At 64.1% G+C, this 25399-nt stretch carries 28 protein-coding genes and 1 pseudogene; 14 read left to right on the top strand and 15 right to left on the bottom strand.

The annotated features are described in order from the left end of the window. Positions 1-85 precede the first annotated feature (85 nt). The 9 genes from DW306_RS05340 to DW306_RS05300 all read right to left on the bottom strand — a co-directional run bounded on the left by DW306_RS05340 (position 86) and on the right by DW306_RS05300 (position 6770). Positions 86-1036 (bottom strand): cytochrome c oxidase assembly protein, encoded by a 951-nt coding sequence (locus tag DW306_RS05340; RefSeq protein WP_058631457.1) that lies wholly within the window; start codon positions 1034-1036, stop codon positions 86-88. 25 nt (positions 1037-1061) lie between these two features. Then, positions 1062-1397, bottom strand: a complete 336-nt coding sequence (locus DW306_RS05335; RefSeq protein ID WP_045278974.1) for a DUF6804 family protein — start codon at positions 1395-1397, stop codon at positions 1062-1064. Further along, positions 1394-1900 carry a signal peptidase II gene (gene lspA / locus DW306_RS05330; protein WP_327036725.1) on the bottom strand — a complete coding sequence of 169 codons (507 nt, stop codon included), beginning with the start codon at positions 1898-1900 and terminating at the stop codon, positions 1394-1396. Before lspA ends, DW306_RS05335 begins: the two co-directional genes overlap by 4 nt. Positions 1901-1919: 19 nt before the next feature. Beyond that, complete coding sequence (locus DW306_RS05325; RefSeq protein ID WP_058631455.1) at positions 1920-2588, bottom strand: copper resistance protein CopC; 669 nt, start codon at positions 2586-2588, stop codon at positions 1920-1922. Then, positions 2581-3495, bottom strand: coding sequence for a cation diffusion facilitator family transporter (locus DW306_RS05320; RefSeq protein ID WP_058631454.1), 915 nt, complete (start codon positions 3493-3495; stop codon positions 2581-2583). The genes DW306_RS05325 and DW306_RS05320 overlap by 8 nt, the downstream gene beginning before the upstream one ends. 8 nt (positions 3496-3503) lie before the next feature. Continuing rightward, positions 3504-4490: an NAD(P)-binding domain-containing protein gene (locus DW306_RS05315; RefSeq protein ID WP_058631588.1), complete on the bottom strand. Its 987-nt coding sequence runs from the start codon at positions 4488-4490 to the stop codon at positions 3504-3506. After that, the gene (locus tag DW306_RS05310) at positions 4490-5155 is read right to left on the bottom strand and encodes a thioredoxin domain-containing protein (RefSeq protein ID WP_058631453.1); all 666 of its coding nucleotides are present in this window, start codon (positions 5153-5155) and stop codon (positions 4490-4492) included. Before DW306_RS05310 ends, DW306_RS05315 begins: the two co-directional genes overlap by 1 nt. Before the next feature lie 70 nt (positions 5156-5225). Beyond that, entirely contained in the window at positions 5226-5699 is a 474-nt protein-coding gene (locus DW306_RS05305; RefSeq protein WP_153002304.1) for a hypothetical protein, read from the bottom strand. Between the two features lie 66 nt (positions 5700-5765). Beyond that, positions 5766-6770: an acyltransferase family protein gene (locus DW306_RS05300; RefSeq protein ID WP_058631452.1), complete on the bottom strand. Its 1005-nt coding sequence runs from the start codon at positions 6768-6770 to the stop codon at positions 5766-5768. A 129-nt stretch (positions 6771-6899) separates the two neighbouring features. Between DW306_RS05300 and DW306_RS05295 the strand changes: the two genes are divergently transcribed. From DW306_RS05295 to DW306_RS05235, 11 genes and pseudogenes are all read left to right on the top strand, one after another. Next, positions 6900-7259, top strand: a complete 360-nt coding sequence (locus DW306_RS05295; protein WP_058631451.1) for a metalloregulator ArsR/SmtB family transcription factor — start codon at positions 6900-6902, stop codon at positions 7257-7259. After that, positions 7256-9172, top strand: a complete 1917-nt coding sequence (locus tag DW306_RS05290; RefSeq protein WP_058631450.1) for a cation-translocating P-type ATPase — start codon at positions 7256-7258, stop codon at positions 9170-9172. The genes DW306_RS05295 and DW306_RS05290 overlap by 4 nt, the downstream gene beginning before the upstream one ends. Beyond that, entirely contained in the window at positions 9172-9780 is a 609-nt protein-coding gene (locus DW306_RS05285) for a cadmium resistance transporter (protein WP_058631449.1), read from the top strand. The genes DW306_RS05290 and DW306_RS05285 overlap by 1 nt, the downstream gene beginning before the upstream one ends. Next, entirely contained in the window at positions 9777-10310 is a 534-nt protein-coding gene (locus tag DW306_RS05280) for a signal peptidase II (protein ID WP_227751395.1), read from the top strand. The genes DW306_RS05285 and DW306_RS05280 overlap by 4 nt, the downstream gene beginning before the upstream one ends. An 8-nt stretch (positions 10311-10318) precedes the next feature. After that, complete coding sequence (locus tag DW306_RS05275) at positions 10319-11293, top strand: bile acid:sodium symporter (protein WP_240747071.1); 975 nt, start codon at positions 10319-10321, stop codon at positions 11291-11293. Between the two features lie 669 nt (positions 11294-11962). Continuing rightward, entirely contained in the window at positions 11963-12622 is a 660-nt protein-coding gene (locus DW306_RS05265; RefSeq protein ID WP_307861170.1) for a TlpA disulfide reductase family protein, read from the top strand. Further along, a complete protein-coding gene (locus DW306_RS05260) occupies positions 12619-13368 on the top strand; it encodes a cytochrome c biogenesis CcdA family protein (protein ID WP_058631446.1) in 750 nt (249 codons plus the stop codon). Before DW306_RS05265 ends, DW306_RS05260 begins: the two co-directional genes overlap by 4 nt. Before the next feature lie 124 nt (positions 13369-13492). After that, positions 13493-15067, top strand: coding sequence for a cytochrome c biogenesis protein ResB (locus tag DW306_RS05255; RefSeq protein WP_307861169.1), 1575 nt, complete (start codon positions 13493-13495; stop codon positions 15065-15067). A gap of 335 nt (positions 15068-15402) precedes the next feature. Next, a pseudogene (gene ccsB, locus DW306_RS05245) lies at positions 15403-16420 on the top strand (c-type cytochrome biogenesis protein CcsB). Between the two features lie 191 nt (positions 16421-16611). Further along, complete coding sequence (locus DW306_RS05240) at positions 16612-17079, top strand: signal peptidase II (protein WP_058631443.1); 468 nt, start codon at positions 16612-16614, stop codon at positions 17077-17079. A gap of 301 nt (positions 17080-17380) precedes the next feature. Beyond that, positions 17381-17572, top strand: coding sequence for a hypothetical protein (locus tag DW306_RS05235; RefSeq protein ID WP_136054584.1), 192 nt, complete (start codon positions 17381-17383; stop codon positions 17570-17572). Between the two features lie 646 nt (positions 17573-18218). Here DW306_RS05235 and DW306_RS05230 read toward each other — a convergent pair. The 6 genes from DW306_RS05230 to DW306_RS05205 form a co-directional block, all read right to left on the bottom strand. Then, positions 18219-19064 (bottom strand): F510_1955 family glycosylhydrolase, encoded by an 846-nt coding sequence (locus DW306_RS05230; RefSeq protein ID WP_058631439.1) that lies wholly within the window; start codon positions 19062-19064, stop codon positions 18219-18221. Positions 19065-19207: 143 nt separating this feature from the next. Beyond that, positions 19208-19801 (bottom strand): DUF305 domain-containing protein, encoded by a 594-nt coding sequence (locus DW306_RS05225; RefSeq protein WP_136054614.1) that lies wholly within the window; start codon positions 19799-19801, stop codon positions 19208-19210. An 86-nt stretch (positions 19802-19887) separates the two neighbouring features. Then, positions 19888-20322 carry a DUF6153 family protein gene (locus DW306_RS05220; protein ID WP_058631437.1) on the bottom strand — a complete coding sequence of 145 codons (435 nt, stop codon included), beginning with the start codon at positions 20320-20322 and terminating at the stop codon, positions 19888-19890. Between the two features lie 53 nt (positions 20323-20375). Next, positions 20376-22430 (bottom strand): heavy metal translocating P-type ATPase, encoded by a 2055-nt coding sequence (locus DW306_RS05215; RefSeq protein WP_240747074.1) that lies wholly within the window; start codon positions 22428-22430, stop codon positions 20376-20378. 139 nt (positions 22431-22569) lie between these two features. Further along, positions 22570-22893 carry a heavy metal-associated domain-containing protein gene (locus DW306_RS05210; RefSeq protein WP_060921756.1) on the bottom strand — a complete coding sequence of 108 codons (324 nt, stop codon included), beginning with the start codon at positions 22891-22893 and terminating at the stop codon, positions 22570-22572. Between the two features lie 30 nt (positions 22894-22923). Next, positions 22924-23205: a metal-sensitive transcriptional regulator gene (locus DW306_RS05205; protein WP_053095982.1), complete on the bottom strand. Its 282-nt coding sequence runs from the start codon at positions 23203-23205 to the stop codon at positions 22924-22926. Between the two features lie 215 nt (positions 23206-23420). Between DW306_RS05205 and DW306_RS05200 the strand changes: the two genes are divergently transcribed. The 3 genes from DW306_RS05200 to DW306_RS05190 form a co-directional block, all read left to right on the top strand. Continuing rightward, positions 23421-23822 (top strand): four-helix bundle copper-binding protein, encoded by a 402-nt coding sequence (locus DW306_RS05200; RefSeq protein ID WP_136054583.1) that lies wholly within the window; start codon positions 23421-23423, stop codon positions 23820-23822. Next, positions 23819-24337, top strand: a complete 519-nt coding sequence (locus tag DW306_RS05195) for a DUF305 domain-containing protein (protein ID WP_200838872.1) — start codon at positions 23819-23821, stop codon at positions 24335-24337. The genes DW306_RS05200 and DW306_RS05195 overlap by 4 nt, the downstream gene beginning before the upstream one ends. A gap of 393 nt (positions 24338-24730) precedes the next feature. Then, a partial coding sequence (locus DW306_RS05190) for a VIT family protein (RefSeq protein ID WP_136054582.1) occupies positions 24731-25399 on the top strand: 669 nt, incomplete at its 3' end.

Genomic DNA, 25399 nt, shown 5'->3' with positions numbered 1-25399 from the left:
CGGCACCCCAGCTGGTAGGCGCGCATCGTGCGCTCGGGGGTTCCCGCGCCGTGGTCGAACGGAGAGGGCGTGTCTCACCAATGGGTCAGCGGTCACGGTCATGAGAGCTCAGTTTTTTGAGGTAGGCGTTGTACATGTCGAGGTCGGTGTTCCCGTGCACGTCGGCGTACCGGTCGGCCGCGGCAGCCCGGGCGGTGTCGCTGCGGAACCAGCGATGCATCACGTAGATCAACATCAGCACGGTCGGGGCTTCACCGTAGGACCATGCCAGAGCGCCGGCTAGCTGCTGATCGGCGAGGGGATCGATGCCCAGTGCTTTGGTGGGGGCGACGAATGAGCCGACCAGGATCGTGCTGGCCATCATGAGGAACACCCCGAAGAACGCGTGGAGCGCGGCTTCAGCAAACACGTCCAGTGCACGGGCACCATGACCCAACCTGACCGGCAGCGGATCGGAGGACAGGATGGGGATGGTGAAGAGCATGCCGGCGAGGAGGAATCCGACCTCGAGTGCGACGTGGCCCCCGGGGAGAGCGAGGATGGCATCGGCAGCACCCGCAAGGTAGATGCCGTAGAACGCGAACAGGTACAGCGGGACAGTGGCCCACGGGCTGAGTATCCATTTCGCGGCCGGGCTTCGAAGAGCACTGTGGGCCGCTGTGAGGACTACCCGTCCCGCCCCATGGTGCGGTGTTGATCGCAGAAGAAGGGTTCCGGGTGAGCCGAGGACCAGTAGCGGCGGCACCATCATCATCAGAGTGAGCTGCTGGAACATGAAAACGGACACCAGCGCCTGGCCGTAGGTTTCAACACCCAGACCGGTGACCGCCGCGAGGAGAACGCACCCGAGCAGGAAGCTGACCGTGCGCCACACGGGCCAACGACGCCCGTGCGTCCACAACCGGATCGCGCCGACGAGATACAGCGCAGCGAGGATCCCCGCAACGATCGGTAGCACTGGAAGCGGAATGTCGGCCGGTGCGAGGAACGCCTGCAGAGATGGGGGGCTGTCGGGGATCTCGCCGCTCATACGCATGGTCGTGACAAGAAGATCGCGCAGTTCACTTCCGGATCACCTTGATCGTCGCCCCCGCTGCCAGGAACACCACGGCCGCGATGGGTTGTGCTGTGGTCCACACGACACCGGAGAAGGGGAAGGGCATCACCGGATTCCAGAGCACGGCAATGGCGAGGAAGACCGGGATCCACCACCAGTGGCGTGCCTGGAGCGCAAACCACGCGACGATCAGCCCGAAAATTGAGGCAATGAAGAGGACGAGCGGCGCCCAATTCGCCTGGAAGAGCGCCGGGGCCAGAAACAGGATCGCGGCGGCGACGAGGCTGGGGGCCAGGGCGTTCCGCTGGTAAGTGGAGGGGACGCGTTCTTTGGGACTCATGGGTGAACCGTTTCTTCGGCGGGTACAGGGTCGTCGGGGCGGGACGTGGGGTCTGGCCGGCGACGGCTCGTGCGCAGACCCGCGACGATGAGGAACACGGCACCGATGCCGAGAGCGATATCGGCGAGGTTGCCGATGAACAGGTTCCCGTAGGCGAGGAAATCGGTGACGTGCCCGATCCCGAACGCGGGCGGCGAGAATAAGCGATCGATGAGGTTCCCGATCGCACCGCCCACGATGAAACCGAAACCAACCGCCGACCACACGTTCCGGGCTCGGGTGGCGGCAACGATGAGGACCGCGGTGACAGCGACCCCGATGACGGTGATGACCCATGTGGAGCCTTCCCCGAGCGAGAAGATCGCCCCGGGGTTGAAGGCCAGTTGAAGACCGAGCCAGTCACCGATCAGCGGTATACGCGCATCCTGCCGCAACGTGTTCAGAGCAAGAGTCTTGGTGCCTTGATCGATCAGGATGACGATGGCGGCGACGATGAGCATCACGGCCGACCGGCGGACTCGATCACGCATCGGCGTCTTTCTCCTTAGCTGCAGCATCCTTGGCGGCCTGTGCGCGGTCGCGCTGGTGACGCTGGCGCCCGGCCATAACCACTCCCACAACGCCGATCCCCAGAATCAGTGCCAGACCCGAGAGGAAGAACAGGGGGAGCAGTTCGAAAGCACCGCCACCGGATGCCGTGCCACCGTATGTTTGCGCGGGTCGGGCCGGTTCCGGCTCCTCCGTTGGGGAGGTTTCAGGGGTGGGGCTTGTGGTCGGAGTGCTGGGTTCCGTGTCCGTCGCGGGCGTGACGGTGTACACATACTCCCCGTTGATCGGGTGTCCGTCGGCGGAGACGGTCTTCCAGCGGACGGTGAAGATGCCGGTTGCGGCGTCGGGGGAGAGGTGTTGAGTGATCGAGTCACCGCTCACCGTTGGCGGGTCGACGGCGACGTTTGCTCCGCTTTCATCGATAACCTCGACGACCGTTGCATCGTCACCACCGGTGAGGGCCCCGGTGAACATCAAAGAGATCTCGTCGGGGGAGCCGTTGATGGTCGAGTCGGCGGTGGGGTACGACGAAACGAAGTCGTCGTGAGCGGCCGCCGGAGATGCAGTCCCAAGGACGACGGATGCCGACAACAACAGGGTGGTGAGGACGGCAGCGGTGCGTGCCGAGAGGCGTTTATGCATGGGTGTCGTGCTCTCCGGGGTGGGATTCGGGTTCGATCTGAAAGGTGGAGTGTTCGATGCTCACGGCGAAATGTTCGCTGACGCATTGCTGAAGTGATGTCAGCAGTGCGGCGGAAGCTTCCATCGTGACGGTGTCATCGACCACGACATGGGCGGTGAGCGTGGGGAGGTCGGTCGAGACCTGGGTCGCGTGGAGGTCGTGCACAGCGACCACGTGCGGCAGGGCAAGGATGTGGCGGCGGACATCCTCGAGATCGAGGCCGGCAGGTGTGGACTCCATCAATACCCGGCCGGATGCTCGCAACAGGATGAGGGTGCGGGGGATGATGAGGAGCGCGATCAAGACGCCCGCGACGGCGTCCGCCTGATACCAACCGAAAACGGCGATGAGGATGGCGCTGGCGATGACGCCGACGGAACCGAGGGCATCGTTGACGACCTCGAGGAACGCGGCGCGCATGTTGAGGTTGCGTCCGCGGCCGCTGAACAATACGAGCATGGAGGCGATGTTGGCGACGAGACCGACGATGCCGAAGAACAGCAGACTTCCCGATGCGATCTCAGGGGGCTCGAACAGCCGCCGTACGCCTTCCACGAGCGCGAAGATACCCACCCCGAGCAGCAGAGCTGCTTGAGCGAGCGCACCGAGCACCTCCGTGCGTTGAAGACCGAAGGTGTACCTGGGAGTCGGGGGACGATTCATCAGATGCGCGGCGGTGACGGCCATCGCCAACCCGACGACATCGGTGAGCATGTGCGCCGCATCAACGAGCAGTGCGAGGCTGCCTGTGATAATCGCCCCGATCACTTCGACGATGAAGACCGAAGAGGTGATCGCGAACGCGATGACCAGGCGATTGCGAGGAGTGGCGTCACCAATACCGTGACTGTGCCCTGCTTCTGTCATGGTGCTCCTTACGGCCGTCCAACGATGAGTCGGGCGACGGTCGCCGCATCACGACCCGCCCCAACGAGGGTGTCCGCATCCGCCCGGGAGTAACGGGGCATGCCAACAGTGAACAGTCCCGGGATGCGTGCACTGACGTGCAAAGGCTGACCGGGCGGCTCCGAATCGGGCAGCCATGCGTCTGCCGGCCTGTACCCGGTCGCAAGGATCACGGAATGCGGCTTCACGGACGCCCCATCGGCGAACATCACGGTGTCTCCGTGAACCTCCGTCACGGCGACGGCATGAGTGACGTCTGTCGAAGCTACGCGGGGGCGTGCCTCGGAGAGCGCACCCTTACGTCGCAGCCTCGACCAGATAGGCCGCTCCGACACCCCTGAGGGTTCCGCTCGAGTGGAGAGGGTGACGTCGTGGGAGGACGCGAGCTCCTCAGCAATCTCCACTCCGCTGAATCCGCCGCCAACGATCAACACGTGGCCGGGAGGTATCTGGGCGGGGTAGAGGTACTGGCTGGAATGCAGCACAACACCGGGTACGGCCAATCCCGGGCGCCAGCCCGGTATGCGCGGCACCGCGGCAGCTCCCGTTGCACAGACCACATTTCGGGTTTGCACTTCCCCGGCGGAGGTCGACAGATGCAGCGTGGATCCGTCGCCCAACCGGTTGATTCCAAGAGCACGAGTGCCCCACACGGTCTTCACACCGAGGGCTTTCTCCACCGAAGACAGGTAATCGGACATCTCATCCACACTCGGATGACGGTCTCCATCGCCCGGGAAAGGGAACCCGCGGACGACACTGTGGCGTGCCGCGCTGCGCAGTTTCATCGACTGCCACCGTGTGGCCCAGCTTCGTCGACCGGGGGGTGCAGAATCGATGATCACGAAGTCTTTCTGTGGCTCAAGCCCAGAGGACCTGAGCGCGGCGGCTGTCGCCAATCCGGAGTGCCCGGCACCGACGATGATGACTCGACGGTGCGATAGCGAACGCGCCATCATTCAGCACCGTTCACGGCGGCTTCAATGCTGTCCTCCAGATCGGTCCACGTTTCCAGCACGACAGGCTCCCCATCGATGAAGAACGAGGGGGTACTGCTGACACCGAGCTGCTCACCCTCGTCGAGATCGAATTGAACCCGTTCCGCTGTCGCCGGATCAGCGACCGCATCATCGAACGCGGCCATGTCCAATCCGAGTTCCTCCGCAAACCCCCGGAACAGGTCCGCACGAGACTCTTGAGCCTCACCCCATTGAGACTGCGTCTCGAACAGGCGGTGATACATGTCTTCGAGCCGTCCCTGCTGCGCTGCGGCTTCGGCAGCGATTGCGGCGTTCTTTGAGTTGAGGTGACCAGGCAGCGGGAAGTAGCGGATCACGTAGGTGATCTCGCCATCGAACTTGCCGCGGAGATCCTCGACGAGGGGATAGAAAGCACCGCAGGCCTCGCACTCGAAATCGAGGAACTCGACCACCGTCACCGCCCCTTCTCCTCCGTCATCGAGGACGTGCGAGTTCTCACGGACGACTTGTGGACCGTCAGCGGTCCCCGTCTCGGGTGCGGCAGCTTGATTCTGATTAATCAGGACGAAGACCAGTGCGACGACCAGCAACACCACGGCGAGAGACACGGTGACAAGTACCGCTTTCACGGAAGATTTCATAACACTCCAGACACACACAACGAACGGGGACGACCAGTGGAGCGCCATCGAAGAGATGGCGCCGCCGGAGTCAGGTCCGCGACAGAGAAAGCTGTGTGAGAGAAGGAGGCAATGCGAACAGGCGCCCCGTCATAGCTGCCAGTGATGGTGCGCGCGGCAAACGTTCGCGAATGTGAGAAGAGGGGACGTGACGGCGGAAGTTCCGCGTGACGATGAGCACCAAGAAGCAGCAGATGATACCCAAGAGGCACCCGGCAACGCCGATCACGATGTCGTTCGCGCTATCCCCGGCCAGGAATTGTTCCGCGGTCGCGCCGACAACGCTTTCACCCGAACCCGCCGAAAAATGACCAGCAGAAGGCGTCCCTAGTGACGACGAGGATGTGGTGCTCAGATACGGAGTCGCATCTGTCGCATCACGATGGCCGCCCGGCCACGCTCCAACAACGAGAAGAAGCGCCAGCCCGAGGGCTGTAATGATCTTCGTTATCAGGAACTCGTCGGCTCGGCTAACGCATTTGTGAGCGCGACCGTGGACGACCATGACCTCAGGATGGTACCAGCCCGACCAATCAAGTCTTCTTGCGAGCCCCAGAGCCACGCACCCGCTCTACCGGCGAAGCGAGGAAGACTTGGGACGTCCGCTGAGCCAGCCCATCACCCATTCAACTGGGCCAGTTCCAACGAACCGCCACCACAACCAACCCACCACGATCATGCCCGGAACGATCACCAGCCAGCCCAAGTAGAAGTTCTCGGCAGGGCGGCCATACGCGTTACTCCAAAATGCGATGAGACTGCCGTGCAGCAAGTACAGAGACAACGCCACCTGACCGCAGGCGCACAAGGGAACAAAGACAGCACCCCAAAAACGTTCTGCGTGCTCCCGCCGCACCGTAGCCCCCAGCACAACGCAGACGTAGACGGCGAACACCAAGCCAATATCCCTCAGAGAGTCCAGGTAGTCCCCCGATAACACCGTGCCGAAGCGCTGCCCGAAACCCCAGGCAAGATACGCCAACAGCGCCACAGCCGCCATGATCCACAACAAGCGATCGCGTTTCAAGCCGTGACGGATCAACAGGGCACCGATGAGGAACACCGGCAACAGGTTGACCACCCGATACTGAGGGCCCAGGAACATCCAGGTCGTGACCTCACGCACGGGCGGCGGCGCGGTGTAGACCCAAATCCAGGTGCGTGCGACGCTCAGCAATGGCTGACTGGCCAGGACAAGGACCGCTGTCGCGGCAATCACGACCGAGCTGCGCAGGAGTAGAAGGGGCGCGCCGATGATGATCAGCAGCCCGAGATAGCTCAGGATGACCGCCAGCCAGGAGCCCCACGTGGCCATCCAAACACCCAGGACGATGAGGAACAGGCCACGCAGAGTCTGTTGCAGCAACGTCACCCCCACAGCGCCGCCGCGTCTCCACACAAGCTCCGCCGACATGCCCATGACAAGAGCGAAGAGCGGCGACGCGACACTACTGAAGTTCGCCGTGACGAATTGCACCGCCCACGGTGCGTTCGGCACGAAAGGAGCCGCGTGCGCGATGAGCATCGCGACAATCGCGAACCCGCGGAGCGCGTCCGGAACCAGAAGACGGCTCATGTCAGAGACGCGTCGAGCTCGCCTGTGCATTCTGGGCGGCAGCGTTCTTTCGGGCTCGAAGACCATGCCCTGAGGGCATTGGCTTGACCGCATAGGAAATAGGTCAGCGGAGACTGTATAGTTCAGCTTATGCTGACCATTGCTTCTCGTCTCGACGTCATGAACCGGCTCGGCCGCGCCATGGCTGATCCTACGCGTTCTCGGATTCTCATGACTCTGCTCGGTGGCCCGAGCTACCCCGCAGTCCTGTCCCGTGAGCTAGAGCTGACGCGCTCCAACGTGTCGAACCATCTCACCTGCCTGCGTGACTGCGGGATCGTTGTCGCCGAGCCTGAGGGCCGCCAAACCCGCTACGAGATCGCCGACCCGCATCTTGCGGCTGCGCTCGTCGCGCTCGTGGACGTGACACTGGCGGTCGATGAGCACGCGCCCTGCGTGGACTCAGCGTGCATGGTGGCTGGCTGCTGTGGGACGGGGGCTGACGCGTGAGCGAGGCGTGTGGCTGCGAGCACGAGCCTGCCGCGACGGCAGGCGAAGAGATCGAAGAGGCCGAGCGGCCCTGGTGGAGAGACCGCGGGGTCATGGTGCCGGTGTTCTCCGGCGTTGCGTTCCTGGCCGGTCTGATCTTCGAGTGGTCCGGGCTCGAGATCCCGGCACTGGTGCTGTTCTGGGTCGGACTGCTGCTGGGCGCATCGACGTTCACGCCCGGCGCGATCCGGAAACTGTTCAAGGGCAAGCTCGGCATCGGGCTGCTGATGACGATCAGCGCGATCGGTGCCGTCATCCTCGGGTACGTGGAGGAGGCTGCAGCTCTGGCGTTCTTGTACTCGATCGCGGAGGCGCTTGAGGACAAGGCGATGGACCGCGCCCGCGGCGGACTGAGGGCACTACTGAAGCTCGTGCCGGAAACAGCGACCGTGCTTCAGAGCGGTGTCTCCGCGCAGGTGCCGGCGAAAGAGTTGACGGTCGGCCAGGTCATGGTGGTCCGCCCGGGTGAGCGGATCGCGACTGATGGGGTCGTGCGTTCTGGTCGCTCCAGCCTGGATACCTCGGCGATCACCGGGGAGTCGATCCCGGTCGAAGTTGAGCCCGGGAATGCGGTGTCGGCCGGTGCGATCAACAGCGCCGGTGTCCTGGAAGTCGAGGCGACCGCTGCGGGCACCGATAACTCGCTCACGACGATCGTGGAGCTGGTAGAGAAAGCGCAGACCGAGAAGGGCGAGCGTGCCCGTCTGGCGGACAGGATCGCCCGCCCGCTCGTACCCGGAGTACTGATCCTCGCTGCGCTCGTCGCGATCATCGGGTCGCTGCTGGGCGACCCGGAGGTGTGGATCACTCGCGCACTCGTCGTGCTGGTCGCCGCTTCTCCGTGTGCGCTGGCAATCTCGGTTCCGCTGACGGTCGTCGCGGCGATCGGTGCGGCGAGCAAGTTCGGCGTGATCATCAAGTCCGGCGCCGTTTTCGAGCGCTTCGGCACGGTCCGCCACGTTGCCGTCGACAAGACCGGCACCCTCACCCGCAACGAACCGGCGGTCACCGCCGTGCTCACCACAGATGGCGTTACGGAGGCTCAGGCGCTGGCGTGGGCGGCCGCGTTGGAGCAGCACAGCACCCATCCTCTCGCCTCAGCGATCACTGCCGCAGCCCCGGGGACACCGGGAGCTGCAGATGTGACCGAGCAGGCCGGGCACGGCATCGACGGCACCGTCGACGGATCGAGAATCACCGTCGGCAGTCCCCGCTGGCTGAACGCCGGCGACCTCGCGGAGCGGGTCGGCGAGTTGGAAGAGCAGGGCATGACCGTCGTGATCGTCCACCGCGACGGGTCACCGGTCGCCGCGATCGGCGTTCGGGACGAGCTGCGCCCGGAAGTCCCCGAGGTCGTCCGGACACTCACCGGCCAGGGCGTCGGGGTGACGATGCTCACCGGCGACAACGCCCGGACCGCTCGTGCACTGGCGGCACAGGCAGGGATCAGCGACGTGCGCGCGGAGCTGCGCCCGGAGGACAAGGCGACCGCGATCGGGGAACTGTCGACGGCGGGACCGGTCGCGATGATCGGCGACGGCATTAACGATGCCCCGGCCCTCGCTGGCGCGGACATCGGTATCGCGATGGGCGCGACCGGCTCCGACGCAGCGATCGAATCCGCCGACGTGGCCTTCACCGGCCATGATCTGCGCCTCATCCCGCGGGCGTTCGACCACGCCCGGCGCGGTCGACGGATCATCAACCAGAACATCGTCCTGTCGCTGCTGATTATCACCGCACTGCTCCCGCTCGCGCTCTTTGGCGTGCTGGGGCTCGCCGCGGTCGTCCTGGTCCACGAGGTTGCGGAGGTCATCGTGATCCTCAATGGTCTGCGTGCCGCCCGCACCCGCACGCCACGGTTGGGAAGCTGATGCTCGCCACCATCGGTTCAGCGATCGGCCTGTTCGCGGCGACCAACATCGACGACATCGTCGTGCTTACCGTGCTGTTCCTCGCTTCCAGTCGAGGGAAGCCCCGGCCGTGGCAGATCGTCGCGGGCCAGTATCTCGGGTTCATCACCCTCGTCGTGATCAGCGTGATCGCCGCTCTCGGTCTCACCATCGTTCCGGACGAATGGGTCGGTTTCCTGGGTCTGATCCCGCTCGGCATCGGCATCTGGACGCTCATTCGCGGCCTGCGCCGTAACGGCGATGACGATGATGACGACTCCAAGATCACCGCGGTCGGACTATGGGGTGTCGCGGGTATCACGATCGCCAACGGGGCCGACAACATCTCCCTCTACACGCCGATCTTCCGCACCAGCGCCCCCAGCGACGTCGCGATCATGATCGTCGTGTTCCTGGTCCTCGTCGCGGTCTGGTGCGCGGCCGGCCGGCTGATCGGCACCAACAAGGCTGTCACCGAGGGGCTGGAGCGCGTCGAGCACTGGCTCGTACCGGCCGTGTTCATCGGCCTGGGCCTGTTCATCCTGATCGAATCTGGGGTCATCGTCCGTCTGATCGAGGTGCTCGCATGACCTCCTCCCAGGCAGAGGCTCATCCGCCCGCTGCGAGCAAGCTGTCGTCGACCCGGCGGCGGCAGCTCACTGGTGGAGCGCTCTTGATCGCCGTGGTCGTCGTGCTGATCGATCAGGGAACCAAGGTGTGGGCCGAAGCGACCCTCACCGAGCGTGAGCGCATCCCGCTGATCGGTGACCTGCTGGGTTTGCAGCTCGCCTATAACCCCGGAGCGGCATTCTCCTTCGGGGAAGGCTTCACCTGGGTGTTCGCACTGCTCGCTGTCGCAGCCACCATCACAGCGATCGTGTTCGCGTTCCGAGTGCAACGCGTGGGATGGGCGATCGTCATCGGCGCGCTCGGCGGCGCTGCCGCCTCACACGCAGGCGACCGCCTCTTCCGCGACCCCGGATTCGCCCGGGGGCACGTCGTAGACTTCCTCGCCTACGGCAACTGGTTCATCGGGAACATCGCCGACATCGTGATCTTCGCCGCAGCGATCACCGGAGCAGTTTTCATGATCCGCACAGGCGATGAGACCACCGAGTGAGATCCGTTGTGCGGTGGTGGGATATCCGTCAACTGGCTCTCTACATCGGCGCGATCGCCGTGGGGGCGGCCGTCGGGCTGATAACGCCGCAACTTGCTCCGAGCCTCGAGCATTCGATTGAACCGGCACTGATGCTGCTGTTGTTCGCGACGTTTCTCGGCGTCCCGCTCATCGAGGTGAAACGCGCGTTCCGCGATATCAGGTTTCTAGGCACGGTGCTGGTGGCGAACTTCGTCATCGTGCCGATGCTCGCCTGGGGCCTCTCGCGCTTCGTGGTCGATGACCGGGGACTGTTGCTCGGGGTGTTGTTCGTCCTGCTGACCCCGTGCATCGATTACGTCATCGTGTTCGCCGGTCTCGCAGGTGGCGCTGGCGCACGACTGCTCGCAGCCGCGCCACTGCTGATGTTGGTCCAGATCCTGCTTCTGCCGGTGTTCCTGTTCCTCTTCGCGGGCGGCGCTGCGCTCGATGTGGTCGACATCGGCCCATTCATCCGGGCATTCCTGTTGCTGATCGTGGTCCCCCTCTCCGCAGCAACGGTGGTGCAGGCTGTTGCGCGTCGTCACCGGGGAGGCCGCTTCATAGAGAAGATCATGGCGGGCGCGATGGTGCCGCTGATGATGGTGACCCTCGCTGTGGTCATCGGCTCCCAGATCGCCGCTGTTGGATCGCAGATCACCGCCCTCCTGCGCGTCGTACCGCTCTACATCGCCTTCGTCATCCTCGCCGTCGCGATCGGGAAGCTCGCCGGCCGGGTCGCACGACTAGAGGTCCCCGCCACCCGCGCGGTGATGTTCTCCGCCGCGACGCGCAACTCGATCGTCGTCCTACCGCTCGCTCTCGCTCTCCCTGCCTCGATGAGCATCGCCCCGCTCGCGGTAGTCACACAAACCCTTGTCGAACTGGTCGCGATGATCATCCTCGTCCGTGTCGTCTCCCTCCGCGGGCGCGAACCGCGGCCCAGCCTCCCGGGAAACAGCTAGGGGCCAAGAAGCGACAAGAGAATCCGAAAGTGATCGGGTCGGGCATCGTGTGAACGTGAACTATCACCCCCGCTACAGCAACCGTCAACATGCGCTGACTGTACAGCTGGTAGTGTCTAATCGTCGGCTACCCTGATTCCACTTCGAACGTAGGACCGTCCAATGATCCGCCCCGCCCTCACTGAGCGCGCTACCGCTGCGCGCACGAGTGGGCTAGCGGCGAGGCTGCTGATCGGCCTGGGGCTAGCATTGACGCTCCTGGTCGGATCGTGGGTGGCGACGCACGCGGGGACCGAGGACCTGCAGGTAGCGCCTATCGCGGAGCTGATCGCCACGAACGACTTGGGTGTCGTGCCCGGCGTGATGGCAGACGGTCATGCTGGCGAGGCTGAAGACCTTGGTGCCGCCCTATGTCTTTTGGGAGTGGCGTGCGTGCTGGCGCTCGTCATCTCTGCCTGGCGAGCACCGTCTCGCACATGCAGCACTGGACGTGTGACGCGGAGGGTGCGAGAGACAGTCGCGCGCCAGCCGTCCCAATCACCGATGCTCACACTCACGCAACTGCGCGTTTCCCGAACCTGAATCACGATCAACTCCCTCTCATCCGTGAAAGCACGCGGATTCTCGCGCTATCAAGCGCGTTTACTGAGTTCCCAATTTGGAGTAGTCGTGACCAACCCGTTCGGGGTGGCTTCCACCACCCGCGCCACACCATCTGATCCCCAGCGAAAGTTTGAACACACGTTTCGTGCCGTCGCCGCGATGGTCGCCGTCGCCACCGTGCTTACAGTCACGGGCTGCACGTCCCAAAGTGACCTCGCTGATGCGATGAACAACGGCACCGGTTCCACCAGCGTCGACGAGCGCGTCGTCGAGATACCTGCGGACGAGCGCGGCGAGACGGTGGTATTTGCCGGCGTCGACGAGCGCGACAACCCGATCAGTAGCGGCGAATTCGCTGGCGAGGTCTACGTCGTGAACTTCTGGTATGCGGCGTGCGGGCCGTGCCGGGTCGAGGCGCCGCTGCTGGAGGAGGTGTGGCAGAGCTATCAGACCGAGGGGGTGGGTTTCATCGGGGTGAATATCTACGACCAGCCTGCCACCGCGTTGTCCTTCACGGAGGACTACGGGATCACGTACCGCAGCGTGATCGACATCGTCGACGGGAAGACGAAGCTCGCGTTTGCGGCGGTCACCCCCATTCAGGCGACGCCGACGACTCTTGTTATGGACCGCGAGGGTAGGGTCGCCGCGCGAATCATCGGTCAGCTACCGGCCGCGTCTATCCTGTCCACCCTGATCGCAGACGCGCTGGCGGAAAGCGAATGAATGCCGAGGGGCTCATTTTCGACGGTGCGCTGTGGGTGGCTGTGCTCATCGCCATGCTGGCGGGGCTGATCTCCTTCGTCTCCCCGTGTGTGCTCCCGTTGGTGCCCGGCTACTTCGGCTACCTCGGCTCTTCCCTCTCCAGCTCGCCGACACGGACTCCCGCTTCTGGTCGTGGACGACTGTTCGGTGGGGTGGCATTGTTTGTGGCAGGGTTCACGCTCGTGTTCATGACCGTCACGGTGCTCGGTGGGGTCGCGGGGATGTTTTTCCTCGAGTACGCCAACATCCTCACTCGGGTGCTCGGAGTGGTCGTCGTCGTTCTGGGTCTGGTCTTCATCGGGGCATTCCCCCGCACGCAACGCACCCTCCGACCCCGTTTCCGCGGCAACCTAGGCCTGCTCAGCGCGCCGCTGCTGGGAATAGCGCTCGGGATCGGGTGGACGCCCTGCATCGGACCGACGCTCGCGGCGATTATGTCGGTGTCGTGGAATCTCGGGGACCCCGGCCGTGCTGCGCTGCTGGGGCTGGCGTACTCACTCGGCCTGGGCATTCCGTTTTTCCTACTCGCGCTCGGACTGGGCTGGGCCACCCGATCGGTTGCTTTCCTCCGCCGTCATATCCGGGTAGTCAACATCATTGGCGGCAGCATGCTGATCGCGCTGGGTGTGCTGATGGTCACGGGCATCTGGGGCATGCTGATGTCAGTTCTGCAGGGGGTGATGCTCAGTGTCACGCTCCCTCTCTGACCAGCTTCCTGCCGACCCCTCTCGACCCGCCGATCACATCGATCAGGAAGAGCCGGACACCGTCACGTCCCCGACGCTGGGAGCCGTCGGGTGGCTGCGGTGGGGGTGGCGGCAGCTGACCAGCATGCGCACCGCCATCCTGCTGCTGCTCCTGTTGGCCATCGCATCAGTTCCCGGGTCCATTTTCCCTCAGCGCACTGCGGACCCCAACGGGGTCGTCCAATACTTCCGGGACAACCCGGACCTGGCGTCTTTCCTCGACGGCATCCAGGTGTTCGATCTGTACAACTCTGCCTGGTTCTCAGGTATCTACCTGTTGCTTTTCATCTCCTTGATCGGCTGCATCATTCCTCGCACCCGACACCATTGGAAGGCGCTCCGCTCCCGTCCACCACGCACCCCGGCGCGGCTCAGTCGGCTGGGCACCCACCTCCACGTTGACGTCCCGCCGAAAGCTGAGGACATAGGCGCGGACGCGGACGCGGCGATCACCGCCGCGACAACAGATCTGCGTCGACGCGGATACCGTGTTCAGCGGTATGACACCGCCCGCTCGTGGTCGGTGTCGGCCGAACGCGGGTACCTTCGAGAAACCGGCAACCTTCTCTTTCACGCATCTCTCGTTGGGGTGCTGGTCGCTGTGCTCGCCTCCAGCGGGTTTTCCTACACCGGGCAAAGGGTCATCGTTGAGGGGACCACCTTCGTCAACACCCTCAACGACTACTCCTCGTTCAGCCCCGGCAGGTTCGTGAACGGTACACAGCTGGACCCATACTCGCTGACCCTCGACAGCTTCGAGGTCAACTACGTGCCCTTGGGGTCTGCCGGGGCCGGCCAAGCAGGCGACTTCGCCGCCAACCTCACTATCCGTGATGCCCGCGCCGGGACAGAGGGCACGGAGAAGGTGCGCGTGAACCACCCCATCACTGTCGGCAGTGAACGGGTTTACCTGCTTGGAAATGGCTACGCACCCACCATCACCGTCAGAGATCCTGAGGGGACGATCGTGTACAGCGAGTCGCAGCCCTTCCTCCCGCAGGACTCCATGATGACCTCGCTCGGCGTCATTAAGGTGCCGGATGGGCTTGCCGAACAGATCGGGCTCATCGGGTTCTTCTACCCAACCCAAGGTGTTCTTGACTCCGGGGCGTTCACCTCGGTGTATCCCGACCTGCTGAATCCGGTCGTCACGTTTAACGTGTTCTCCGGCAGCCTCGGCATCGACGACGGCGTACCCCGGTCGGTGTACACCCTCGACACCACCGACATGACCCAGCTCACGGGCGGCGGTAGCGGCACGGAGTCGATCGAGCTCACGCCCGGGCAGACCGCAGACCTTCCCAACGGGTGGGGAACTGTCACCTTCGAGGATGCGTCCGACGGCTCGGATCCGCTGGCAGCAGTGAAGAGGTTCGCGTCGTTGGATATCAAACGTGACACGGGTGGAACATGGGTGCTCGCCTTCGCCACCCTCGCCACCCTGGGCCTAATCATCGGCCTTCTCGTTCCCCGACGGCGGGTGTTCGTCAAGGCATCCGTCGTCGGCTCCCCGGTAGCACCCTCCCTGCACCTGGAATTCGCCGGCCTCGCGCGAGGAGAGGACCCGCAGCTTCCGGACGAAATAGCCCACCTCCGCGACAACCACATGGCCCGCCGCGGAGGCTCAAGCCCACAGATGCCCCGCCGAAGGAAGCCATGATGAAGTCCTCCCGGAAAGTCACCCTCATCACAATCGCTACCGTGATCGCGCTGTCACCGGCGCGATTATCTACACGATCGCCACCCGTCCAAAAGCGTCCACAGACGACAATGCCGCCGCACTTATTGGTGCTCGCGCCAACTCGCACGTGTTGGACAGCGCTGGACCCGATCCCCCGACACTGGTGGAGTTTCTCGACTTCGAATGCGAGGCCTGCGGGGCGTTCTACCCGTTCACCACGGTGATCGCACTTGGTGCGATCACCGGTTTCGCGATGGCTGGAATCAGCCATCGGCACTTCCACTCCAGCCCCCGTTCCGCCCGAGGAGAAACTGATGCCTGAACCCGAATCCCTGACCATGGACGGCATCGCTCTGCTGTTGGTGTGGACCGCAATTGCCGTATATCTGCTCGCGTTCGTCGCCTACGCAATCGACCTTGCCCAACGCTCAGTGCGCCGCGATGAGGTCCAACGGGTACCCGCGCTCGTGGCCGCCAACGGCGAAGCAAAGGCGCACGATACCGACGACGAACGCCCAACACTGAACGAAGTCCGTACCCGGCCAGGCCAGCGGCAACGTCTGCTCTGGGCGCGCATCGGCACTGTCCTGACCGGGTTCGCGTTTATCTTTCACCTCGCTGGCACTTTAGGGCGAGGGATCGCCGCAGACCGGGTCCCGTGGGCGAACATGTACGAGTTCGCCCTCACCGGTACCCTGCTGGTCGTCGCGGTCTACATGGTCGTACTCCGCCGGTACGACCTACGCTTCCTAGGCTCGTTCCTCATCGGCATGGTCGCGCTACTGCTCGGGGGAGCGACCCTTGCCTTCTACGTCGAGATAACCCCTCTGATGGATCCACTCAAGAGCGTATGGCTCGTCATCCACGTCTTCGTCGCCTCCCTCGGCACCGCCCTCTTTCGCCATCTCCTGCGGACTATCAGCCACACAACTCATGCAGGCCCGACGCGAGCGACGGATCGCGGCGAAAGGCGAGGCGGCGAAGATGGCCGGGGCGGGATATCTGCGCACGCTCCCGACCGCCGAAACGCTGGAGTCCCTCGCCTATAGGTTCGCGATCGTCGGGTTCATCTTCTGGACGTTCACCTTGGTCGCCGGATCAATCTGGGCCAACGATTCCTGGGGACGATACTGGGGATTCGACACCAAGGAAGTTTGGACGTTCGTGATCTGGGTGCTGTACGCAGGCTACATCCACGCGCGGGCGACCCGCGGCTGGCGGGGCAACCCGTCGGCATGGCTGTCGATCGTCGGCTTCACCGCAGTGCTGTTCAACTTCACGATCGTGAACGTGTTCTTCAAGGGCCTGCATGCATACTCCGGCCTCAACTGACGATCAACGCCGCTTCACTAACAAAGGACGCACCGCTCCGTGTTCACAGCACTGCTAGATCCCGGCCGGCCTCCACGGTCGCAGGCGGGTACGGGTACCCTCCACCGTCGCAATAACTTCTACGTGTGGGACCCACGTTGAGGGGCGATCGTAGTCGAAGATTGGTAACCGCGTGCCTGGTTGCACTCTCGATGGCTGTCATCGACCAGGGCACGAAGGCCCTGGCGCTTGCGCAACTGAGCGAGCAAGAGCGCACTCCGCTAGTCGGTGATCTGTTCGGCATGCAGCTCGCTTTCAACCCCGGCACCATTATGTCTTTCGGCTCAAGCAGCACCTTTGTGTTCACGGTGATCGGAACCGTAGCCGTAATTGCGTTGTTCTACGCCGCATGGCGGGCGACATCCACAACGTGGGCAGTCGCCATCGGATTTGTTTGGGGTGGAGCGGCCGGGAACCTCATCGACCGCCTCTTCGCCCCTCCCGGGTTCGCCCGCGGTCACGTCACCGATTTCCTCGCCTATGGCAACCTCTTCATCGGAAATATCGCCGACGTCGCCCTCGGAATCGGTGTCGGACTCGGCATCCTCCAGATGCTCCGCAGCCGCCAACCGCAACCGTCCAGTGAACATGCAACGGAGATCTCCGCCGACGAGAAGTAACCTCGGTTTATCAAGGTGAAACGCGCATTCCGTGACATCTACGCTTATGGCACGACGTGAGGAGGAGATATGGCGGCTGTGCGCCTGATCTACAAGCGGCCCGATGGTAAGTGGGCATGGAAGCTCACATCCCAGGGCCACGTCATCGCCACCGACGGGGGACGAGGCTATAGAAACGAAGCGGATTGCCGGCGGATTGCCGACGCCGTCATCGGGGGAGCCTTTTCCGACGCTGAGACGAGAGTTCTCCGCTAGCTCACATCAGGCAGACATCCTTAGTAGCACTCAACGAGGGGTGTTCATGTTCAGTCTCGGCAGTGGCAGCGTTGATGAGGCACTCGCGGTCGGCGATCCGCTCCGATATGAATTCTTTGACGCGGCGACCACGCCGGAAACGATCGTTTCCGGCGAACTCGCGTTACACGTCACCGGACGCTCGCCGCTAACGCCCGCCGGTATCTGCTTTCGGCAGGCGTTTCCGGCGTTCAGGTAGCTGATCTGGCTGCCCTCGCTCGTCGTCTGTCGATGCGAGTTGGCGTGGTTGGTTTCGTTCCGCGCGGAGTTGTTGCTCGATCTTGGCGTGTGCTTATCGCTCGCTGCGGTCGGCTCTGACGATGGACCGCAGGACGAACCAGAATGCCGCGACGACGGCGATCGTGGGGATGACGGACCAAAAGGCGTTGGTCCAGTAGTCATTGAGATTCATCCGCGCCTCCCGGGGGGTTCACGCAGCACGAGCGCCAGTCCGACGATCGCGAGGATGAACGCTGTTTCGTAGCTTCCAAGCGTGTATGCCCAGAATGACCATTGGTCTGGGACGGTTGTGTCGATGAGGAGATGAGCTGCGATCAGTGCGACGGCGACCAGGAGGAGGATGGCCCCGCCACGTACGAGACGATCGTGACGCAGCCGCGGGGACAGGCGGCTGGTGGGCGTGACTGGTTGAGCAGGAACGTCTCGTTGTGGTCTGAGAGGAGCAGGGTACGGGTGGCGGGTCATCTGAATATGGCTCCGATGAGGTAGAAGCTCGCAAGGGCGAGAAGTAGGGCGAGGACTGTGGCGCACGCGACGAAGACGGATATGCGTCGGAAGGGATTGCGGCGGGGGACCATGGGTGGCCGTTCTGGTGGTGGCTTTCTCTACCGGGCGGGGGCGAGGATGGTTGTGTCGTCTGCTGTGATCTGGACGATGCCGCGGTCGTCGACAACGATGAAGCGTTCGTCATCGATCGCGGTGAAGGCCTGAGCGGCCCCTTGAAGCGCGTCGAGGCGTTGCCATGTTCCTTCGGTATTCTGTGACCAGAGGGCACCGTCGGTTCCGACTCCTGCGAGCGAGCCATTGGGTTTGGCGTCGAGTGTGTAGAGCAGGGGGGCGTCGGCGATGGGGGTGAAGGTGGCGCCGTTGTCGGTGCTGAGGAGCAGTCCTTCTTCTGAGGCCGCGTAGAGACCGTCGCCGTTGGCGGCGAGGTCTGCCGCGGCAAGCGTTGCGCCGCGGGTCCATTCGAGACCGTCGTCAGTGCTGATGAGCAGATCGACGCCATCGGACGCGATCCCGTAGAGAGTGCCGTCCGGTCCGGCGGTGAGGACATGGAAGTCCGTGCTGCCAGTGAGCGCGATCGGTGACCACGACTCGCCGAAGTCGTCACTGCGAATGACACCTAGGTTCGGGGAGCCGAGCTCTGCGGGTGTCTGTGTGCCCGGGTGTCCGGATGCGAAGAGGGCGTCGTCGAGGACGGTAAAGCCCATCGCATCGAAATCGTGGCCTCCGATGGGACCGGCGATCGCACCTTCGGGTGTGAGGGTGAAGAGCCCTCCGTGGGTGGCTACGAAGAGGTCCTCACCGCGGGGGTCAGCGGCAACACCGTGAATGTGTTGGATGACGGGGGGGACCGCGTTGGTGCCGGAGGCCTGCGGCACGGCGCAGCCGGTGAGGGCGACGGCTACGAGAGCGATCGCGAAAGCGGGTAGGGGCGAGTGGCGGTTCATGAGACTCCGACTTGAAGAAATGCATGCGGGTGCGCGAGCGGTACGCGAATGAGAGTCGCGACAGGGCACCAGCGCGGTGGCGTGGGTTACTGCGAGATGGCCAGTTCGGGGGTGCGGGCGAGCGCCGCACCCCCGAAGGTAGATCAGAGTGTGGCGAGGAGATCTTTCATCGTGGCGATCTCCGTGGTCTGCGCCTCGATGATCGTCTCGGCCAGAGCGACCGCGTCGCTGTTCTGGCCGTTGTCGACCTCTTCTTGGGCCATCTCGACGGCACCCTCGTGGTGCTGAATCATCTGCTCGAGGAACAGGCGGCTGGCGTCCGCACCGGTGGCATCCTCGAGAGCCTGCATGTCATCCTCCGACATCATGCCACCGCCGTGATCCATGCCCTCCATGTCGGAGGTATCAGCGCCCCACTCTTCGAGCCACTGGTCCATCTTCTGGATCTCGGGCTCCTGCGCGGCCTTGATCTCTTCCGCAAGAGCGACGACACGTTCGTCGACACCCTCCTTGCTAAGGAGTATGTCGGACATGTCGATGGCCTGGGCGTGGTGCTCTTTCATCATGCTGGCGAACATGATGTCGGCGTCGTTGGCGTCCGCGGACGCCGGGGCCGAGGTGCTGCTTTCGTGGTTCATGCCGGGCATGTCGCCGCCGGAGGTGGTACCGGCGCAGCCGGCGAGTCCAAGCACTGCGGCGAGGGTGAGTGCGGCTGTCGCCGCAAACCGGGTCTTCATGATGGGGTTCTCCAAGAGTCGATGATGGTGCCCAGCGAGAGAGGCTGGGCGAGGGCGTTACCCGCGGAAAGCGGGCGCGCCTGCCATCACGTGCGACTGATGCAGAGAACGGTGAGAGACGGAGGCCGCAGCGGATGCAGCGCATCCCGGAGATGTAGGCGGGACACGGGCGTTCCCGGGGAATGTGCGACGGTTCGCCACCAGGCGGACGGCCGGGCGAGCAGCACGACAGCGATGAGGAGCGCGAGAACGCAGGCCATCCACGCCATGCCGTGATCGTCAGAACACGTGGCGCACCCCGCCTCGTCCACCGCTGCGGCGTCGCCAGAGGCGTGTGCGGGGTGAGCATCGGCATGCGCGGGTGCGACGGCGATGGTCTCACTGTGCCCGGAGGGCATGGTGTGCGTGTTCATCGAGTGCATCGCCAGAAGCCCGAAGATCACGGAAAAGGCGACGGCGACGACGGTCAGGAGGGTGCGGGTGAGGGTGCGCTGGTCATGCACGCGCCGTGCGATCGTCATCAACACTGTCCCACCTCCCTTTCTTCCAGGGTACGTCGCCGCCGCCCATGCGCCTACTTGTCGACGACGGCGTCCGGGCTGAGGTTCAGCCGTCGCAGCAACTGCGCATTCAGCGCGACAACGATCGTGGATAGTGACATCAACACCGCACCGACCGACATCGGCAACACGAACCCGACGGGGGCGAGCACACCGGCAGCCAACGGCACCGAGAGAAGGTTGTACCCGGCGGCCCACCAGAGGTTCTGTTTCATCTTCCGGTAACTGGCCCGCGACAGCTCAATCACGGAGATCACCGATCGGGGGTCGTCGCTGGCGAGGATGACACCTGCGGAGGCGATCGCAACGTCCGTTCCTGCACCGATCGCAATCCCTACGTCTGCCTGGGCGAGGGCGGGGGCGTCGTTCACGCCGTCACCGACCATCGCGACCTTGCGGCCTTCGTTTTGCAGTTCTTTCACCTTGGAGGCTTTGTCCTCCGGACGGACCCCGGCGAAGTACCGGTCGATACCCAGCTCGCCGGCGACGGACGCGGCGACCGCATCGGCGTCACCGGTGATCATCACCACCTGCACGCCCCGTTCGTGGAGCGCATCGACCGCGTTACGCGACTCGGACCGGATCTCATCCGCCAGGCGCAGCGCGCCCGTCACCTGACCGTCAACGAGCACGTGGAGGATGATCGCACCCTCACCGCGCCACTCGTCGGCCACCGGCAGCTCGGTGGCGTGTTCTTGCTCGAGCATGTACGGGCCGCCGACCTGCACGACGTGTCCGTCGACACGGGCACGCACCCCCACGGCGGGGGAGGATTCAAAATCGGTCGATCGCGGAACGGTGAGGTTCTTCTCTTTCGCTGCGTTGACGATCGCACGGGCGAGGGGGTGCTCGGAGTCCGCTTCCGCGGCCGCCGCCCACGCGAGCAGCTGATCGGCGTCGGCCCCTGTGACGGGATCGATCGCGGTCACGGCGGGGGTGCCCTTGGTGAGCGTGCCGGTCTTGTCGAACAGGATCGTGTCGACGGTGCGCATGCTCTCCAGGGCGAGACGATCCTTGATCAGCACACCTCCACGGGCGGCGCGTTCGGTCGCTATCGACACGACCAGTGGGATCGCGAGACCCAGCGCGTGCGGGCAGGCGATGACCAGCACGGTGATGGTGCGGATCACGGCTGCCTCGGGCTGGCCGACGAGAGTCCACACAATCGCGGTGATCGCGGCAGCGCCGAGCGCGAACCAGAACAGCCACCCCGCTGCCTTATCCGCGAGTCGTTGCGCCCGCGACGATGAACTCTGCGCCTCCGTGACCAGTTTCTGGATGCCCGCGAGTGCGGTGTCTTCACCAATGGCGGTGATCTCTACCCGCACCCCGGAATCGGTGGCTACGGTTCCAGCGATTACCGGGTCACCATCGCTGCGGCGCACCGGCCGAGACTCTCCGGTGATCATCGACTCGTCCATGCTGGCCGAACCCTGCACGATCCGCCCATCCGCGGGGACCCGCCCGCCCGGACGCACCACCACCACGTCTCCGACCTGCAGATCAGCCGGTGCGACGGTGACAGTGGTGTCTCCGTCGACCTTCTCCGCCTCGTCGGGCAGCAATGCGGCGAGGGAATCCAACGCCGACGTCGTCTGGGCGAGGGAACGCATCTCGATCCAGTGGCCGAGCAGCATGATCACGATCAGCAGCGCCAGCTCCCACCAGAAATCCAGCTCGTGGTGCAGCAGCCCGATGCTCGCCCCCCAGGAGGCGAGGAACGCCACGGTGATCGCGAGGGCGATCAGCAGCATCATCCCCGGTTTGCGGGCACGAAGTTCACCGACCGCACCGGTCAGGAACGGGGCACCGCCCCACACGTACATCACCGTTCCGAGAGCCGGTGACACCCACGCGACCCACGCCGCGTCCGGCAGCGGGTACCCCAGGATCATCGAGAACATCGTCGAGAATCCGACCACCGGCACGGCGAGGAGCAGCATGATCCAGAACAGGCGCCGGAACTGCCCCACATGATCCCCGTGGCCGCCATGCCCGCCGTGACCGGCGTGATCTTCGTGGCCGCCGTGCCCGGTGTCTTCGTGCGGTGCAGCGTGATCGTGGCTCATCGCCCCATGGTCGTGCTCCGTCGTTGCCGCCGCCGTGTGGTTGCGGTGCGCGGTGTGATCGGTGTGTTCGTCGTGCTGGCTCATCGGAGACTCCTTGCTCAGGTGCGCCCGGGGTAAGCCGGACGCCGACAGATGCAACTCAGGGCTGGCTGGTCGCGAGAGCGTAGCCGGCCTCCTCCACCGCAGCCTTCACAGCGGCGGGGTCAACCGGGGCGGTGCTGCGGATGGTCACCCGGGAGGTGCCACCCGCGTTGAGATCCACGGTGACGGACTCGACACCGTCGACAGCGCCCAGCTCCTCACTGACGCTCGATGCGCAATGCGAGCATGTCATCCCGTCGACGAGCACCTCCGATGTGACCGCAGAATCGTCGTGGACGGCTGTCTCTGTGTTCGATGGGGCAGCGCAGCATGCGCAACCAGCGTTCGCATCCGTCAGTCCCAGCTCGATGCGATCAGTCATGGTGTTCTCCTTTACTAAACAGACGTGTGGTCATGAACGAACCAGGCGGGCGATGGCTTCGTTGGCCTCACGAACCTTCTCCGCTGCGAAGTCGCCACCCTCAGCACTTGCCTGAGCGACGCAGTGACTCAGATGATCGCTCAGCAACGACAACGCCACCGTCTCCAGGGCCTTCGTCGCCGCAGAGACCTGCGTAAGGATGTCGATGCAGTACTTGTCCTCATCAACCATCCGGGAGATCCCCCGCACCTGGCCTTCGACGCGATTCAACCGCTTGCGCAGGTCGTCCTTGCTTCCGTCGTACCCGTTCATGCCTCGAGCATACCCCCTGGGGGTATCTAACTCAATGTTTTCGCTTCTATTCCCGCTAGGCGAACGTGGTCGCCGACTCTGTTCAGCTCACAGGCTGATCTGCGCAGCGCGGCGGCTTATCAATACCGGGTTACCAGACCCCAGCGGGGTATTCAAGGGCCTCAGTGCGCGGGCGATGCGAGCGTACTTTCGTGGCTCACGAAAGGAGTTCTCTCATGACCGTCACCGAAGAAATGCTCAGCACGTATCCGAAAGATCTGGGCGGAATTGATCAGAAGAAGCTCGTCGACTGCATCGACGCGTGTCTCGCGTGCGCGCAAGCCTGCACCGCATGTGCCGACGCTTGCCTCAGCGAGGACATGGTTGCTGACCTAATCAAGTGCATTCGCGCGAACCAGGACTGTGCAGACCTTTGCGTAACCACCACCCGGATCCTCTCCCGTCGCACCGGGCACGACGCCAGCGTCACCCGTGCCGCGCTCGAAGCTTGCCGAGCGGCGTGCCTGAGCTGTGCTAACGAGTGTGAACAGCACACCATGCACGAACACTGCACGATCTGCGCTGAGGCATACCGACGCTGCGAACAGGCGTGCGTTGCACTGCTGGAGTCGCTATGACAAGCCAGCACGCCGACAACGGTTCACGCCCGCCGGCCGGCCACTCCCAGGGGAAGAATCAGGGCGGGATGTCGAGCTACCTTAAGCTCGCCGTCTCGCTATCGCTCAGCTTCGTTGTGATGTACTTCCTCACGTTTGCGATGATCAACGTCCTGGACGATCTCTTCCTCAACATCAGCAACCTCTACATGGCACTGATGATGGTCTTCCCCATGGGCATCATCATGGTCATCGTCATGTGGAAGATGTTCCCGAACAAGGCCGCGAACATCAGCTTGCTCGTAGGTTTCGCCGCGCTTTTCCTTGTCGCCTTCTTCATGGGACGCTCGGAAGCGTTCGTCGGTAACGACCAGTTCCTCCGTTCCATGATCCCGCATCACTCTCGAGCGATTCTGGTGTGTGAGCAATCAGACATCAGCGACCCGGAGATCCAAGATCTCTGTGAGCAGATCATCTCGTCACAGCAGGAAGAGATCGACCAGATGAATGAGATTCTCGACCGTCTCGACGATTAGTGGGGCGTCGGCACCACCCTTGCGACGAGTGGACCGGCTACCGCGCTCATGACGAGCGGACCGGATCACCGCCGTCGACAGGGTCCGGGTCGACCAGGCAACCTTACGCCTCAGCCTTACGCGAGAGCTGCCGAAAACGATCGTTTCCGGCGCGGTATCACTTGGTTGCCGGGGCGGTCGCCGCTAACGGGAGCCGGAACCCCGTTCTGGCATGGGCCTTCGGTTGGTGCCGCGACCGGACTTGCTAGCGGTCGAGCTGCGGAGGGCGCGTTTGTGGCGGGCGTACTCTTGTCCGATGACTCGACCTCTCACGAAGTGGCATTCCGCGCACGCAGAGCTCGACCTACGTCGGGATGTGCCTTCCATAGCCGCGCCGGGAGAAAGAACGGGGCGATGATGTTGGCGACGCATCCGGGTGAACCCCACCGCGGCGATCTCGCTGGGCGGCTCAACTGGCTCAGAGCCGGAGTGCTCGGCGCGAACGACGGCATCGTGTCGGTCGCGTCGCTCGTCGTCGGTGTCGCGGGGGCGACGACCGATTCCGCGACGCTGCTCGCCGCGGGTGTCGCCGGTCTCGTCGGCGGTGCGATCTCGATGGCGCTCGGGGAGTACGTGTCGGTGAGCAGCCAGCGAGACAGCCAACGGGCTCTGATCGAGAAGGAACGAGGAGAGCTGGCCGATAATCCTGCGACCGAGCTCGAGGAGCTGGCGGGCATCTATCAGGCGAAAGGTCTTAGCCCGGCGACCGCACGCCTCGTTGCGGAGGAGCTCACCGCGCACGACCCGCTGACCGCGCACCTCGAAGCGGAACTAGGCATCACGGAGAATCAGGTGGTCAGTCCGTGGGCGGCGGCGGGGGCCTCCGCACTTGCCTTCGCACTCGGAGCGCTGCTTCCGCTCTTGGCGATACTGCTCCCGCCTCCCGAGATCCGGGTGCCGGTCGCTTTCGCGGTGGTGCTGCTGGCGCTCGCGCTGACCGGATTCCTGAGCGCGAGGATCGGCGGGACGGAATGGGTGTTCCACGCCGCCAGCCAGGATCTTCCGTCGCTGCGCGAGCCTCCT

It is taken from the genome of Microbacterium sp. K24 (assembly GCF_004794465.1).
Taxonomy (GTDB): Bacteria; Actinomycetota; Actinomycetes; order Actinomycetales; family Microbacteriaceae; genus Microbacterium.
This window is presented reverse-complemented; position numbering and strand designations above follow the sequence as displayed.